This window comes from Sphingomonas sp. NFR15 (assembly GCF_900103265.1).
In the GTDB taxonomy this organism is placed as follows: Bacteria; Pseudomonadota; Alphaproteobacteria; order Sphingomonadales; family Sphingomonadaceae; genus Sphingomonas; species Sphingomonas pollutisoli.
In genome coordinates, this window is the sequence record NZ_FMWX01000005.1 from 52,474 (window position 1) to 67,134 (window position 14,661).

General features: G+C 67.4%; 13 protein-coding genes. 11 read left to right on the forward strand and 2 right to left on the reverse strand.

The window, feature by feature from the left end; genetic code table 11:
- The first annotated feature begins 1 nt into the window (after nt 1).
- From puuE to BLS81_RS12685, 8 genes are all read left to right on the forward strand, one after another.
- Nucleotides 2-898, forward strand: coding sequence for an allantoinase PuuE (gene puuE / locus BLS81_RS12650; protein ID WP_093224376.1), 897 nt, complete (start codon nt 2-4; stop codon nt 896-898).
- Nucleotides 885-1,265, forward strand: coding sequence for an oxalurate catabolism protein HpxZ (gene hpxZ / locus BLS81_RS12655; protein ID WP_093224378.1), 381 nt, complete (start codon nt 885-887; stop codon nt 1,263-1,265). Before puuE ends, hpxZ begins: the two co-directional genes overlap by 14 nt.
- Nucleotides 1,262-1,714, forward strand: a complete 453-nt coding sequence (gene uraD, locus BLS81_RS12660) for a 2-oxo-4-hydroxy-4-carboxy-5-ureidoimidazoline decarboxylase (protein WP_093224379.1) — start codon at nt 1,262-1,264, stop codon at nt 1,712-1,714. The genes hpxZ and uraD overlap by 4 nt, the downstream gene beginning before the upstream one ends.
- Entirely contained in the window at nt 1,711-3,126 is a 1,416-nt protein-coding gene (locus BLS81_RS12665; RefSeq protein WP_093224381.1) for an FAD/NAD(P)-binding protein, read from the forward strand. Before uraD ends, BLS81_RS12665 begins: the two co-directional genes overlap by 4 nt.
- Nucleotides 3,123-3,452 carry a hydroxyisourate hydrolase gene (uraH, locus tag BLS81_RS12670; protein ID WP_093224382.1) on the forward strand — a complete coding sequence of 110 codons (330 nt, stop codon included), beginning with the start codon at nt 3,123-3,125 and terminating at the stop codon, nt 3,450-3,452. Before BLS81_RS12665 ends, uraH begins: the two co-directional genes overlap by 4 nt.
- Before the next feature lies 1 nt (nt 3,453).
- Nucleotides 3,454-4,740 (forward strand): guanine deaminase, encoded by a 1,287-nt coding sequence (guaD, locus tag BLS81_RS12675; RefSeq protein ID WP_093224384.1) that lies wholly within the window; start codon nt 3,454-3,456, stop codon nt 4,738-4,740.
- Nucleotides 4,741-4,876: 136 nt separating this feature from the next.
- Nucleotides 4,877-5,890, forward strand: a complete 1,014-nt coding sequence (locus BLS81_RS12680) for an adenosine deaminase (protein ID WP_093224681.1) — start codon at nt 4,877-4,879, stop codon at nt 5,888-5,890.
- A 104-nt stretch (nt 5,891-5,994) separates the two neighbouring features.
- On the forward strand, nt 5,995-7,065 hold the full coding sequence (locus tag BLS81_RS12685) for a nucleoside hydrolase (protein ID WP_093224683.1): 1,071 nt from the start codon (nt 5,995-5,997) through the stop codon (nt 7,063-7,065).
- A 163-nt stretch (nt 7,066-7,228) separates the two neighbouring features.
- On the opposite strand, the gene clpA is transcribed toward BLS81_RS12685, so the two are convergent.
- Complete coding sequence (gene clpA / locus BLS81_RS12690) at nt 7,229-9,547, reverse strand: ATP-dependent Clp protease ATP-binding subunit ClpA (protein ID WP_093224385.1); 2,319 nt, start codon at nt 9,545-9,547, stop codon at nt 7,229-7,231.
- A gap of 136 nt (nt 9,548-9,683) precedes the next feature.
- A complete protein-coding gene (locus tag BLS81_RS12695; RefSeq protein ID WP_093224387.1) occupies nt 9,684-9,881 on the reverse strand; it encodes a DUF1192 domain-containing protein in 198 nt (65 codons plus the stop codon).
- A 105-nt stretch (nt 9,882-9,986) separates the two neighbouring features.
- On the opposite strand from BLS81_RS12695, the gene BLS81_RS12700 reads away from it, so the two are divergent.
- The 3 genes from BLS81_RS12700 (at nt 9,987) to BLS81_RS12710 (ending at nt 14,233) form a co-directional block, all read left to right on the forward strand.
- Nucleotides 9,987-10,970 (forward strand): NAD(P)H-quinone oxidoreductase, encoded by a 984-nt coding sequence (locus BLS81_RS12700; RefSeq protein WP_093224684.1) that lies wholly within the window; start codon nt 9,987-9,989, stop codon nt 10,968-10,970.
- Between the two features lie 3 nt (nt 10,971-10,973).
- Nucleotides 10,974-11,537 (forward strand): hypothetical protein, encoded by a 564-nt coding sequence (locus tag BLS81_RS12705; protein WP_093224388.1) that lies wholly within the window; start codon nt 10,974-10,976, stop codon nt 11,535-11,537.
- Nucleotides 11,538-11,743: 206 nt separating this feature from the next.
- Nucleotides 11,744-14,233, forward strand: a complete 2,490-nt coding sequence (locus BLS81_RS12710; RefSeq protein ID WP_093224390.1) for a glycoside hydrolase family 9 protein — start codon at nt 11,744-11,746, stop codon at nt 14,231-14,233.
- Nucleotides 14,234-14,661 lie beyond the last annotated feature (428 nt).

Consider the following 14,661-nt stretch of genomic DNA (forward strand, 5'->3'; position numbering starts at 1 on the left):
CATGACCGCCCCGCGCGACCTGATCGGCTATGGCGCCACCCCGCCGGATCCGTGCTGGCCCGGCGGGGCGCGCGTCGCCGTCCAGTTCGTCGTCAATTACGAGGAGGGCGCCGAGAACAGCGTCCTCAACGGCGACGCGGGTTCGGAGAAGTTCCTCTCCGAAATGGTCGGCGCGGCCAGCCATCCGGCACGCGCGATGGCGATGGAGAGCCTCTACGAATATGGCAGCCGCGCCGGCTTCTGGCGGCTGCATCGGCTGTTCACACAGCGCGACCTGCCCGTCACCGTATTTGGCGTCGCCAGGGCGCTGGAGATGAACCCGCCCGCCGTCGAAGCGATGCTAGCCGCCGATTGGGAGATCGCCAGCCACGGTTTGCGCTGGATCGACTATCAGGACGTGCCCGAAGCGACCGAACGCGCGCACATCGCCGAGGCGATCGCGCTCCACACCCGGCTGACCGGCAGCCGCCCGCTCGGCTGGTATCAGGGCCGCACCTCGCCCAACACCGCGCGGCTGATCGTCGAGGAAGGCGGGTTCGTCTATGATGCCGACAGCTACGCCGACGATCTGCCCTATTACGACACCCGCTTCGGCGCGCCGCAACTGATCGTGCCCTATACGCTCGACGTCAACGACATGAAGATCGTCGCCTTGAACGGCTTCACCGAGGGCGAGCAGTTCTTCCGCTATTTGCGCGACACGTTCGACCAGCTTCGTGAGGAAGGCGGGCGGATGATGTCGGTTGGGCTGCATGCGCGCGTCGCCGGGCGGCCGGGCCGCGCGCGGGCGCTGGCGCGCTTCCTCGATCATGTCCTCGCGAGCGGCGACGCCTGGGTCGCGCGCCGCATCGACATCGCCCGTCACTGGCTGGAGGTTCACCCGTATGAAAATCGATGATCCGGCTCTGCTCGCCGAAGTGACCGAAGCGTTCCACGCCTATGAACGCGCGCTGATGGCCGACGACGTGCCGACGATGGACGCTTTGTTCCACGATGCCCCGACCACCAACCGCTACGGCGTCGGCGAGGTGCTGTACGGCATCGAGGAAATCCGCGCGTTTCGCAAAGGCCGGGGCGGCTCGCCCCAGCGCAGGCTCGGCCGCGTCGCGATCACCGTCTATGGCGACAGCTTCGCCACCGCCGACGCCGAATTCTTTCGCGAGAACAGCGATCGGCGCGGTCGCCAGACGCAAGCGTGGGTCAAGTTCGCCGATGGCTGGAAGGTCGTTTCGGCGCATGTCAGCCTGGAGGGGAGCACACATTGAGCACCCATCATGAGCCACTCTTCGAACATAGCCCCTGGGTGGAGGCGCGCGCCGATGCGCGGCCCTCGACCGGCAACCGCTACCATGACCTGATGGAAGTGGTGTACGATGCCACCCGCGCCGAGAAGGTGGCGCTGATCCGCGCGCACCCCGAGCTTGCCGGCAGGACCGCGATCGACGGCACGCTGAGCGAGGCATCGGCGGCCGAGCAGGCGTCGGCGGGGCTCGACCGGCTCACGCCCGGCGAGTTCGAGCTTTTCCACGCGCTCAACGCCGCCTATCGCGAGAAATTCGACTTCCCCTTCGTGATCTGCGTGCGGCTGACCGACAAGGCCGGCATCCTCGCCGCGATGGAGCGCCGGCTCGCGCATGATCGCGAGACCGAAATCGCCACCGCCATCGCGGAGATCGGCAAGATCGTGCTGCTGCGGATGGAAGACGAAGCGTGAGCCTCGCCGCGCTCGAGGCCGATCTCGCGCGCCAGCTCGCGCTTATCGGCCACGGCGGCGCCGACTGGACGCGCCCGCGCACGCATCCCGACGGCCATGTCTATGACGTGGTGATCGTCGGCGGCGGCCAGAGCGGGCTTGCCGCCGCATTCGGGCTGTTGCGCGAGCGGGTCTCGAACATCCTCGTGCTCGACGAGAATCCGCCCGGCCTCGAAGGCCCGTGGGAAACCTATGCGCGGATGCTGACGCTGCGTACCCCCAAGGGGCTCAACCCGATCGACTTCGGCGTGCCCGCGCTCACCTACCGGGCATGGTGGGAGGCGCAGCACGGCGCGGCGGGCTGGGCGGCGGTCGACAAGATCGCGCGTGGCGACTGGATGGCGTATCTGCGCTGGTATCGCCGCGTGCTCGCGCTGCCGGTGCGCAACGCGTGCCGGCTCGCGACGATCGAGCCGCTCGGCGGCGGATTGCACCGCCTCCACCTCGCCGAAGGCGCGCCGCTCCTCACAAGGAAGGTCGCGCTGGCGACCGGCATCCAGGGTGGCGGCGAATGGCACACGCCCGCGATGATCCGCGACGCCCTGCCGCGCGGCCGCTACGCGCACACCAGCGAGCCGATCGATTACGCCGCGCTCGCCGGCAAGCGCATCGGCATCCTCGGCGGCGGCGCATCGGCGTTCGACAATGCCAATGCCGCGCTGACGATGGGCGTGGCCGCAGCGCATGTGTTCATCCGGCGCGGGGCGCTGCCGCGGATCAACCCGATCCGCTTCATGGAGCGGGTGGGCTTCACCGGCCGCTATCCGGCGCTTTCGGACGCCGAGAAATATGCGGTGATGGCGAGCTTCCTCGGGCATAACCAGCCGCCGACCAACGACACGTTCACGCGGGCCGCCGCATGGCCGGGTTTCGAACTCCATCTCGGCGCGCCGTGGCTGTCGGTGGCGGAGGAAGGCGGCGTGGTCCGCGTGACGACGCCGCACGGCAGCCACGATTTCGATTTCGTCGTGCTCTCGACCGGTCTCGTCAGCGATCCCGGCCTGCGCCCCGAACTGCGGCTGGTGGCGGACAAGATCGCGCGCTGGGCGGATCGCTTCGCGCCCGCGCCGGGTGCCGAGAACGCGCTGATCGACGCGCATCCCTATCTCGGGCCCGGCTTCGAACTGCTGCCGCGCGACGCCGCCGATGCCGACGCGCTCCACGGCCTGTTCGCGTTCAACTATTCCGCGCTCATCAGCCTAGGTCTGTCCGCATCCGCGCTCTCGGGCCTCCAGACCGCGCTGCCGCGCGTGGTGAAGGGGGTCGCCGATCAACTGTTCCTCGATGATCGGGAGCAACTCGTCGCCGATCTGATCGCTTATGAGGAAGCCGAGTTCCTCGGCGAATGGCCGCCCGAAAGGCCCACCGCATGACCAGCCTGTCGACGCACGTGCTCGATACCGCGCACGGTCGCCCCGCCGCCGGCGTCGCGCTGCGGCTGCTCGGCGCGGGCGGCGGCGTGCTGTTCACCGGCGAAACCAACGCCGATGGCCGCTGCCCCGGCCTCCCCGCCGTCGATGCCGGCCGCTACCGTCTCGAATTTGCGACCGCCGCCTATTTCCGGGGGCAGGGGGTGACGCTTGCCGATCCGCCGTTCCTCGACGTGATCACGATCGACTTCGGCGTCGCTGCGGGCGGCCATTATCATGTGCCACTGCTCGTCTCGCCCTATAGCTATTCGACCTATCGCGGCAGTTGAGATGACGCTCAAAGCCTTTCGCGGCGAACTGCTGTCGGTGCCGCGCGATCCGCGCCACGATGCGCATGCCGTGCGCCACGAGCCCGACGGGCTGCTCGTCGTCGAGGACGGCATCGTCGTCGCGCGGGGGACGTATGCAGCGCTTGCCGAACGATTCCCCGACATCGCCGTCGAGCCGCTCCCGGGGCTGATCGTGCCCGGCTTCATCGACGCGCATGTTCATTATCCGCAGATGGACCGGATCGCGTCGCACGGCGAACAGTTGCTCGACTGGCTGACTCGCCACATCTTCCCCGCCGAGACGGCCTTCGCCGATCGCGCCCACGCCGACGACGTGGCGAACGCGTTTCTCACCGAGTTGCTGCGCAACGGCACGACCAGCGCTCTGGTGTTCCCGACCGTCCACGAACAGTCGGTCGATGCGCTGTTCGAGGCGGCGCTGGCGCGGCGGATGCGGATCGTCTCGGGGAAGGTGCTGATGGACCTCGGGCCAGCGGGCCTCGCCGACACGCCCGAGCGCGCGCGAACCGAGAGCGAAGCGCTGATCGCGCGCTGGCGCGGGCGCGGGCGCGGGCGGCTCGGCTATGCGGTGACGCCACGGTTCGCGCTCACGTCGTCGGACGCGCAATTGCAGGTCGCGGGCGATCTGGTCGCCGCCCACCCGGACGTGCTGATGCACACGCACCTCGCCGAGAATGTGCGCGAATGCGAGGCGGTCGCCGCGCGCTTCCCCGATGCCTATCATTATCTCGACGCCTATGATCGCTTCGGGCTGGTGACGCCGCGTTCGGTGTTCGCGCATGGCGTTCACCTCTCCGACCGAGCCTGCACACGGCTGGCCGAGACCGGCGCGGGGATCGCGGTGTGCCCGAGTTCGAACCTGTTCCTCGGCTCGGGCTTTTTCGATTTCGGGCAGGCCGACGCCCATGGGGTGTCGTTCGGCCTCGGCACTGATGTCGGCGCGGGGACGACGTTCTCGATGCTTCACACGGCGGGCCTTGCCTATCAGGCGGCTTTGGCGCGCGATTACCCGCTCGATCCGTTTCGCGCGCTGTATCTGGCGACGGCGGGGAGTGCAGCGCTGCTCCACATCGCCGATCGCGTCGGCGCGTTGGAGATCGGGCAGGAAGCCGATTTCGTCGTGCTCGACTGCGCGGCGACCTCGCTGCTCGCGCGCCGCACGGCGGGGGTGGGGCTGGCGGAGCGGCTGTTCGCGCTCCAGATCCTCGGCGATGACCGTGCGATCGCGCGGACCTATGTGCTCGGAGACTGCGCATGGACCCGCTAACCGTCGCCCCGGCGCAGGCCGGGGCCGCTGTGTTTGGGGCACCCGGCTCGCCAAGTCACGCAACGGCCCCGGCCTGCGCCGGGGCGACGGCAGGCCGCGCTTGCCTTCCATGCCGCACCGCAGCACATTCGGCCGCATGACCGATCTCGACACCTTCATCACCGGCCTGCCCAAGGCCGAACTCCACCTCCATATCGAGGGCAGTCTTGAACCCGAGTTGATGGTCGCGCTCGCCCGGCGCAACGGGGTGACAATCCCCTATGCGTCGGTCGAGGAGGTTCGCGCGGCCTATGCGTTCGGCAACCTTCAGGATTTCCTCGACATCTATTATGCCGGGGCGGACGTGCTGCGCACGCAAGCCGATTTCCACGATCTCGCAGCCGCCTATTTCGATCGCGCGGCGGCGGACGGGGTGCGCCATGCCGAGATCATGTTCGATCCGCAGACGCACACCGCGCGCGGCGTCGCGTTCGCGACGGTGATCGAAGGGCTGCTCGCGGGCATGGCGGAGGCCGAGGCGAAGCACGGCATCACCAGCAGCCTCATCATGAGCTTCCTGCGCCATCTGAGCGAAGACGATGCGTTCGCGACGCTCGCCGAGGCAGAGCCGTGGCTCGACCGGATCGTGGCCGTGGGGCTCGATTCCTCCGAAGTCGGCCACCCGCCCGAGAAGTTCGCGCGCGTCTTCGCCGCAGCGCGCGCGAAGGGCCTCAAGCTGGTCGCGCACGCCGGCGAGGAAGGGCCGCCCGCCTATGTCTGGGAGGCGCTCGATCTGCTCCATGTCGATCGCATCGACCACGGCAACCGCGCGCTCGAAGACGATGCACTGGTCGCGCGGCTGGCGGCTGAGGGGATGACGTTGACGGTCTGCCCGCTCTCCAACCTCAAATTGTGCGTCGTGCCCGAGATCGCCGCGCATCCGATCGACCGGATGCTCGCGCTTGGCCTCAAGGCCACCGTCAACTCGGACGATCCCGCGTATTTCGGCGGCTATGTCGCTGACAATTACCGCGCGATCGCGGGCGGACGCGGTCTGGACCGCGCCGCATTGGCAACGCTGGCGCGCAACAGCTTCATCGGATCGTTCCTGCCGGCGGATGCGGTGGCGGCACACCTCGCGCGGATCGATGCGTTCGTGGCGGCGCAGTGACTGCGGCACTGTCCGTTCTCCCGCGCAGGCGGGAGTCCAGGGCCAAACAGCGCCAGCGTTCGTGGCTCTGGACCCCCGCTTTCGCGGGGGAACTGGTGGGCTTGATGTTGGCGCTGCTCCTCAGCTTCGGCGTAGCGCACGCGCAAACCCCCAAGCGCAAGGTCATCATCGACGACGAGGGCTTTGGGCTGATGCACCTGATGCTGCTCGAAGACCCGGACGTCGAGGTGCTCGGCCTCACCACCGTCTCGGGCAATGTCTGGGCGAACCGCGCGACCGCGATGGCGCTACGCGGGCTGGAGATCGCGCACCGCACCGACGTGCCGGTGGTGCAGGGCGCGACCTTTCCGCTCGTCAACACCGAGGCGGCGACGGAGCGGTGGGAGACGCTGTACGGCAAGCTCACCTGGAAGGGCGCGTGGATGAAGCATTGGGTCGAGCCGACCCAGCAAAGCACGCCCGCCTATTTCGGCCCGAACGATCCGGTCGATCTGCGCGGCGGCAACCCGACGCACAAGGCGGCCGACGAGATCGCCGCCAATTTCCTGATCCGCATGGTGCATCGTTACCCCGGCGAGGTGACGATCCTGGCGGCGGGGCCGTTCACCAACCTGGCGCTGGCGCAGCGGCTCGATCCGGCGTTCGCGGGGCTGGCCAAGGAGCTCGTCTATATGGGCGGCAGCCTCAACCCGCATCAGGTGCTGACCGGCGCCTCGGCGAGCGACTTCGCGCGCGAATATACCAACACGCCGCGCCGCGAGTTCAACGCCCGCTTCGATCCCGAGGCGGCGAGTATCGTCGCGCGCGCGCCGTGGCGCAGGATCGTCGCGGTGCCGGTCGATCCCTCGACCGCGACCGAACTCAGCGCGGCTTTGCTCGCGCGGCTGGCCAAGGTGGCGCTGCCCGATGTGGCGAGGTTCATCGCGGGGATGGAGCCGGGCTTTCCGCTGTGGGACGAGACGGCGGCGGCGGTTTGGCTCGATCCCTCGATCGTGACCGATCGCGAGACGTTGTTCGTGGATTACAACACCGTCTTCTCGGCCGGCTATGGCGACATGCTGTCGTGGCGCGATGGTTATCAGCCGGGGCTTGGCGAGCAAAAGGCCGAGGTGGTGCGCGCGGTCGATCCCAAGCGGCTCGAAGCGCTGATGGCGCGGGAGATGTCCCGGAAGTAACCTTCCGTTCGCCCCGAGCGAAGTCGAGTGGCGAGTCCGGAACGCAGGTGCCTCGACTTCGCTCGGCACGAGCGGTTTGGATTAGAGTACGATCCACGAACGGCTTGGGTTGACGTGGGACCGCAGAAAACAGGCCCGGTCTCGCGACCGGGCCTGTCCATGTTCACTCCGTCGGGGTCACCGCCTTCGGCGCCGACTTGCCCTTCTTCGGCTTCTTCGGCGCGGCCGGCACGATCTCGAAGGCGAGCGCGCCGTCCTTCATCTTCACGCTGACCTCGCCGCCGTGCACCAGCTTGCCGAACAGCAGTTCCTCGGCGAGCGGCTGCTTGATCTTCTCCTGGATCAAGCGGCCCATCGGACGCGCGCCGTAGAGCCTGTCATAGCCCTTGGCGGTGAGCCACGTCTTCGCCTCGTCGTCGAGGTTGATGTGGACGCCCCGGTCGGCGAGCTGCAGTTCGAGCTGGAGGATGAACTTGTCCACCACCCGCGCGACCACCTCGGTCGGAAGGTACCCGAACGGCACGATCGCATCGAGCCGGTTGCGGAACTCGGGGCTGAACATCTTCTGCACCGCCTGCTCGTCCTCGCCCTCGCGGGTGAGATTGCCGAAGCCCAATGTCTCGCGCGCCATGTCGGAGGCGCCCGCATTGGTCGTCATGATGAGGATGACGTTGCGGAAATCGACCGTCTTGCCATGCTGGTCGGTCAGGCGCCCGTTGTCCATCACCTGCAACAGGATGTTGAACAGGTCGGGATGCGCCTTCTCGATTTCGTCGAGCAGCAACACGCAATGCGGCTGCTGGTCGACCGCGTCGGTGAGCAGGCCGCCCTGATCGAAGCCGACATAGCCGGGAGGCGCGCCGATCAGCCGCGAGACCGAGTGCCGCTCCATATATTCGCTCATGTCGAAGCGCTGGAGCGGAATGCCCATGATCGTGGCGAGCTGCTTGGCGACTTCGGTCTTGCCGACGCCGGTCGGGCCGGTGAACAGATAGTTGCCGATCGGCTTTTCGGGATCGCGCAGGCCGGCACGGCTGAGCTTGATCGCCGAGGCGAGCTTCTCGATCGCCTCGTTCTGGCCGAACACCACCCGCTTGAGATCGGTTTCGAGCGATTCGAGCGCCTTGGTGTCGTCGGTCGAGACCGATTTCGGCGGGATGCGCGCCATCGTCGCGATCACGGCCTCGATTTCGCGGCTGGTGATCGTCTTCTTGCGCTTGCCCAGCGGCACCAGCATCTGCATCGCGCCGACTTCGTCGATCACGTCGATCGCCTTGTCGGGCAGCTTGCGGTCGTTGATGTAGCGCGCGCTGAGCTCCACCGCCGATTTGATCGCGTCGGGCGTGTATTTGACCTTGTGATGGTCCTCGAACGCGGAGCGCAGCCCGGCGAGGATCTTGATCGTATCCTCGATCGTCGGCTCGTTGACGTCGATCTTCTGGAACCGGCGCAGCAGCGCGCGATCCTTCTCGAAGTGGTTGCGGAACTCCTTGTAGGTGGTCGAGCCGATGCAGCGGATCGTCCCGCCCGACAGCGCGGGTTTCAGCAGGTTCGATGCGTCCATCGCGCCGCCGCTGGTCGCGCCCGCACCGATCACGGTGTGGATCTCGTCGATGAAAAGCACCGCGTGCGGCAGCTTCTCGAGTTCGTTGACGACCGCCTTCAGCCGCTCCTCGAAATCACCACGATAGCGCGTGCCCGCGAGCAAAGCGCCCATGTCGAGCGAATAGATCACCGCCGGCAGCAGCACCTCGGGCACGTCGCCCTCGACGATCTTGCGCGCGAGTCCCTCCGCGATCGCGGTCTTGCCGACGCCGGGATCGCCCACATAGAGCGGGTTGTTCTTCGAGCGGCGGCACAGGATCTGCACCGTGCGATCGACCTCGGGGCCGCGCCCGATCAGCGGATCGACCTTGCCGCTCTTCGCCTTCTCGTTGAGATCGACGGTGAACTGCTTCAGCGCGCTCTCCGCCTTGCCCTTGGCCTCGGCCTTGGGCTTTTCCTCCTCGGCGCCCTTCACTTCGCGCGGCTCGGGGGCGGCGCCGCCTTTGCCGACGCCATGCGAGATGAAGCTGACGGCATCGAGACGGCTCATGTCCTGCTGCTGGAGGAAATAGACGGCATAGCTCTCGCGTTCGGAGAACAGGGCGACGAGCACGTTGGCGCCCGTCACCTCGTCCCGGCCGGACGACTGGACGTGCAGGATCGCGCGCTGCACGACGCGCTGGAAGCCGCTGGTCGGCGACGGATCGGTCGCGGTGTCGACCTTGAGCGCTTCGAGTTCGGTATCGAGATAGTGCGCGACGGTGGTCTTGAGTTCGCCGAGTTCGACCCCGCATGACGCCATCACCTTCGAGGCGTGCTCGTCATCGACCAGGGCAAGCAGCAGATGCTCGAGCGTGGCATATTCGTGGCGCCGCGACGACGCGGCTTCAAGCGCCTTGTGGAGCGTGGTTTCCAGCGCGGAGGCGAAAGAGGGCATTATGGTACTCCATGCGGGCCGCAAGCAGACGCGCGGCCCTTTCCGACTATGTTGGAAGGCGGGGGGTTCGCATCAAGCACTTGAAATGCGCCTGCCCGCCCTGTTTCGCGTTCGCCGCCCGGTCTGGCGGGCGCGGTCATCTCCGAAAGAGATCGTCGGCGATGGCGCGGTGCTTGCTGGCGCGTTCGATCTGCTGTCGGCTGCGCGTGATTTCGCTTTCGAGCACCGCGATCCGCGCGGCGAGTTCGTCGAGCGAGAGGCGATCGAGATCCTGCCGCACCAATTGGGATAGCGGATCGGCCGGGTTTTTCGCGAGAATCTCGTCGAAGTCCATGTGCGGATCGTTGACCGATGCGCGGGCGATGTCAATAAGGCCGGCGACGGGGCGCCAATCCCCCGGCGGGGGACGGGCGTGGCGACGGATGCGATACCAGTGACGATGCGGGCGATCGACCCGGACGCGCCCGGCGGACCCGAGGTGCTCCGCGTCGTCGAGCGGCCGGTTCCCGCGTGCGGCGCGGGCGAGGTGCTGGTGCGCGTGGCGGCGGCGGGCGTCAACCGCCCCGACGTGCTCCAACGCAAGGGCGGTTATCCGCCGCCGCGCGGCGCGCCCTCGATTCCTGGTCTCGAAATCTCCGGCACGATCGTCGCCACGGGCGAGGGGGTCGGGTCTGAGTTGCTCGGCCAGCCGGTCTGCGCGCTCCTCGCCGGCGGCGGCTATGCCGACTATGCGAGCGTGCCGGCCGGGCAGTGCCTCCCGGTGCCCGAGTCGCTGTCGATGGCGGAGGCGGCGGCGCTGCCCGAGACTTTGTTCACCGTGTGGACCAATTTGTTCGAGCGCGCCTATGCGATCGAAGGCGATACGGTGCTGGTGCATGGTGGCACCAGCGGCATCGGCACGATGGCGATCTCGCTCGCCAAGCTGTTCGGGCTGACGATCATCGTCACCGTCGGCAACGATGCGAAACGCGCGGCGGCGCTGGCGCTCGGCGCGGATCACGCGATCAATTACGCCACGCAGGATTTCGTCGAGCAGGTCCGCGCGATCACCGGCGGCGCCGGGGTGGCGGCGGTGCTCGACATGGTCGGTGGCGATTACCTGCCGCGCAACCTCAAATGCCTCGCCGATGATGGCCGCCACGTCTCGATCGCGGTGCAGCGCGGCGCCACCGCCGAAATCCCGATCTTCGAGATCATGCGCCGCCGGCTGACGCTGACCGGATCGACGCTGCGCTCGCGCGACACCGCGTTCAAGTCGCTCGTCGCCGACGAGCTGCACCGGACCGTATGGCCGCATGTCGAGGCCGGCAAGCTGCGCCCCGTTATGGACCGCAGCTTCCCGCTCGCCGAAGCCGCCGCCGCGCATCGCCGGATGGAGGCGGGCGACCATATCGGCAAGATCGTGCTGACGATGGACGACTGACCCATGGCGCACGCCGACCCGATCGTCGCGCGCGACCAGCATATCCGCAGCGCGATTCTCGGCGTCATCGTGCTCTACGCGGCGATCGTGCTGATGGTCACCGACCGTCCGGTGGTGATCGGCAGCCGCGCGCTGGTGTTGCCCGGCGCCAGCATCCCGGTGTCGGCCGCACCGAAAGGCTATGTCGAAGCGCTCGACCAATATGGCGTGCATTTGCCCAAACAGGGGCACGCGCCGGCGCTGGCGGAGCGCGCCCCGCTCACGGTCGAGCGGCTGCGTTTCGGCTATTCGATCGTCGAGACGAGCATCCTCGGCGCGCCGTATTGGTATCGCAAGGATGACGGCTACGTCGTTTATTACGAAACGCTGCGCGAATATGTCTACGCGCCGGTGACCGACGATTATATGCGCAAGGTCGGGCTGCCGGGGCCGAAGCCGCTGTCGCGCCAGTCGTTCGCCTGGTGGGAGCATGTTTGGGGCTGGGTCTTCCCGCTCGCGCTCGCCGGCTGGGGGCTGTTCGAGATCGGCGCGGCGCGGCGCCGGCGCGAGGCCGAAGGGTTGATCTGAGCGCAGCGACGCCGCGCCGCCCCTCGTGGCGGCGATGATATTGATTTGAACGACAAATCCTGTTGCCCGCCGCCCGCCTTTCGTCCACAAGAAAGGTAGCGGTCACATGGCGTTAGCCGGGTCGTCCGTCTCCCCGCAAAAATCGCGCGATCGTTCCAGACGCGAAATGTGGGGCAAAGATGATAACGCTAACAGGAGAGGCGTCGATGCGTTACCGTGTATGTGCCAAGCTACTTGCGACCGTCAGTCTGGTCGCCACCCTCCACGCCGCCTCGGCGCAGTCGCTCAAGACCGGCCCCAACGATACGCTCGAGACGCAGGGCCTCAGCGTCATCATCGACCAGAACCAGTTCAGCCCGATCTTCTTCGATGAGAAAAATGCCGGCATCCAGCTCGTCCTCCACGGCGACCGCATCGCCACCGACGGCGCGGTCCGGCTCGATCGCACCCCCGAGCAATGGGCGCCGGTCCCCGCCTTCATCAGCCGCGAGCGCGGCAGCGAGCCCAATCAGATCGTCGTGCGCTCGGCGTACAAGGATCAGAACCTCGCCTATCGCGTGAAGGTCACCGCCGAGGGCACTGGCTTCCGCATCGCAGTCGATCTCGATCAGCCGTTGCCGCACGCGCTCGCCGGCAAGGCCGGGTTCAACCTGGATTTCCTGCCCACCGCCTATTTCGGCAAGACCTATCTGATGGATGCCGCCCCCGGCCTGTTCCCGCGCCACCCGACGGGCGAAATGGCGCTCGACGGATCGGGCGATCCGCTGCCGCTCGCCACTGGCGGCACGTCGATCACGCTCGCGCCCGAAGACCCGCTCACGCGCGTCTCGATCACCTCGGATGCCGGCACGCTGTCGCTCTACGATGCCCGCGCCCGCGCGCAGAACGGCTGGTTCGTGGTGCGTTCGCTGATCGCGGAAGGGGCGAAGGAGAATGCCGTCGTATGGCATGTCCGCCCCAACGTCATCAAGGGCTGGACGCGCGCGCCGGTCGTCTCGTTCAACCAGGCCGGCTATACGCCCGCGCGCGACAAGGTGGCGCTGATCGAACTCGATCCCGCCTTCAAGGCGCCAGGCGAGGCCGAACTGGTCAAGCTCGCGCCCGACGGCAGCCGTCAGGTCGTGCTGCGCGCCAAGACGCAGCCGCGCGGCCGCTTCCTGCGCTATGACTATGCCGCGTTCGACTTCTCGAGTGTGCGCGATCCCGGCATTTACGCGATCACCTATGCGGGCAACACCACCAACCCGTTCCGCATCTCGCCCGACGTATATGACCATGTCTGGCAGACCTCGCTCGACACCTTCCTCGCCGAGCAGATGGACCATGTCGGCGTGCGCGAGCAGTATCGCGTCTGGCAGTCGCCCTCGCATCTCGACGACGCGCGGCAGGCGCCCGTCAACCATGTCCATTTCGACGGCTACCGGATGGGGCCGAACCTCGATTCGCCTTTCAAGGCGGGGGAGCATATCCCGGGCCTCGCGGTCGGCGGCTGGCAGGATGCCGGCGATTACGACATCCAGACGCCCGACAATGCCTGGGTGGTGCGCGATCTCGTCTGGGCGCACGAGCTGTTCGGGCTGAAGTGGGACCAGACCAGCGTCGACGAGGCGGCGCGCGCGGTCGAAATCCGCAAGCCCGACGGGATCGAGGATTCGCTCCAGCAGATCCGCCACGGCACGCTGCAACTGCTCGCGCAGTACAAGGTGTTCGGCCACGCCATCGTCGGCATCATCGATCCGACGCTGCGGCAATATGCGCATCTCGGCGATGCCGGTTCGCAGACCGACGGCAAGCTCTACGATCCCAAGCTCGGGCCGCTCGGCGATACCGGCGCGACCTCGGGCAAGCCCGACGACCGCTGGGCGTTCACCACCGACATCCCGGCGACCAACCTCTATGTCGTCGGTGCGCTGGCCGGGGCGAGCCGCGCGCTCGCCACGCTCGACCCGAAGATGTCGGCCGAGGCGCTCGCCACCGCCAAGGCGCTATGGGCCAAGCAGCAGCCGCGGCTGGTCGACAGCAACGATGGCCGCGAGAACAGCTTCGCCTCGCGCTTCCCCGATGTCGCCAACGTCGCGGCGACGGTCGAACTGGTCATCACCACCAAGGGCGACCCGACCTACACCGCCAAGCTGAAGGCGCTGCTGCCGACGATCAGCGAGCGGTTCGCCTTCATCGGCAGCGCCGCGGTGCGCGCGATCCCGTTCATGGATGCCGACTATCGCGCCAAGCTGGTGCCGCTGGTGCAGGCGGCCAAGGCGAAGATCGATACCGACATGGCCAAAAACCCTTTCGGCGTGCCGGTGAGCCTGGGAACCTGGGCCGGGTCGCATGACGTGGCGACGTTCGGCAGCACGATGTACATGCTCCACACCGCCTTCCCCGAGATCGTCGGGCCGGAATATTCGCTGCGCGCGCTCGATTACATGCTGGGGCGGCACCCCGCCAACAATCTGTCGCTGGTCTCGACCGTCGGCACGCAATCGCGGCTGATCGGCTACGGCCACAACCGTGCCGATTACAGCTTCATCCCCGGCGGGATGACGCCCGGCGTGATCGTCATCAAGCCCGATTTCCCCGAGGTGAAGACCGACTGGCCGTTCCTGTGGTTCGAGAACGAATATACCGTCAGCACGACCTCGGCCTACATCCTCGCCGCCAACGCGGCGGCGGCGGCGGCGAAGGAGGCGAAATAACGCAGGGATGTGCCCGCCCCGTTCGTGCTGAGCTTGTCGAAGCACGCGCCCCAAGCGCTGCGCTCCGGGCACGTCCTTCGACTTCGCTCAGGACGAACGGAGTGGGGGGGGCGGCCGGATCAAGTGACCCCTTCATCTCGGCGAAGAAGGTGCAATGCCACCGCCCCGTTCGTCCCGAGCGAAGTCGAGGGATGTTCCGCAAGCGCTGCGGGAGGTGTCTCGACTGCGCTCGACACGAACGGGTGGGGATCGGGCGAGTCTCTTCATCTTCCGGAATACATCGCTCGGCTGCTTCGCCCACCCCGTTCGTGCTGAGCCTGTCGAAGCACGTGCCCTAAGCGCTGCGCTCCGGGCACGTCCTTCGACTTCGCTCAGGACGAACGGGGGGTGGGTGAAGCCGCGGCCGGATCAGCGCACCTCCATCTTGG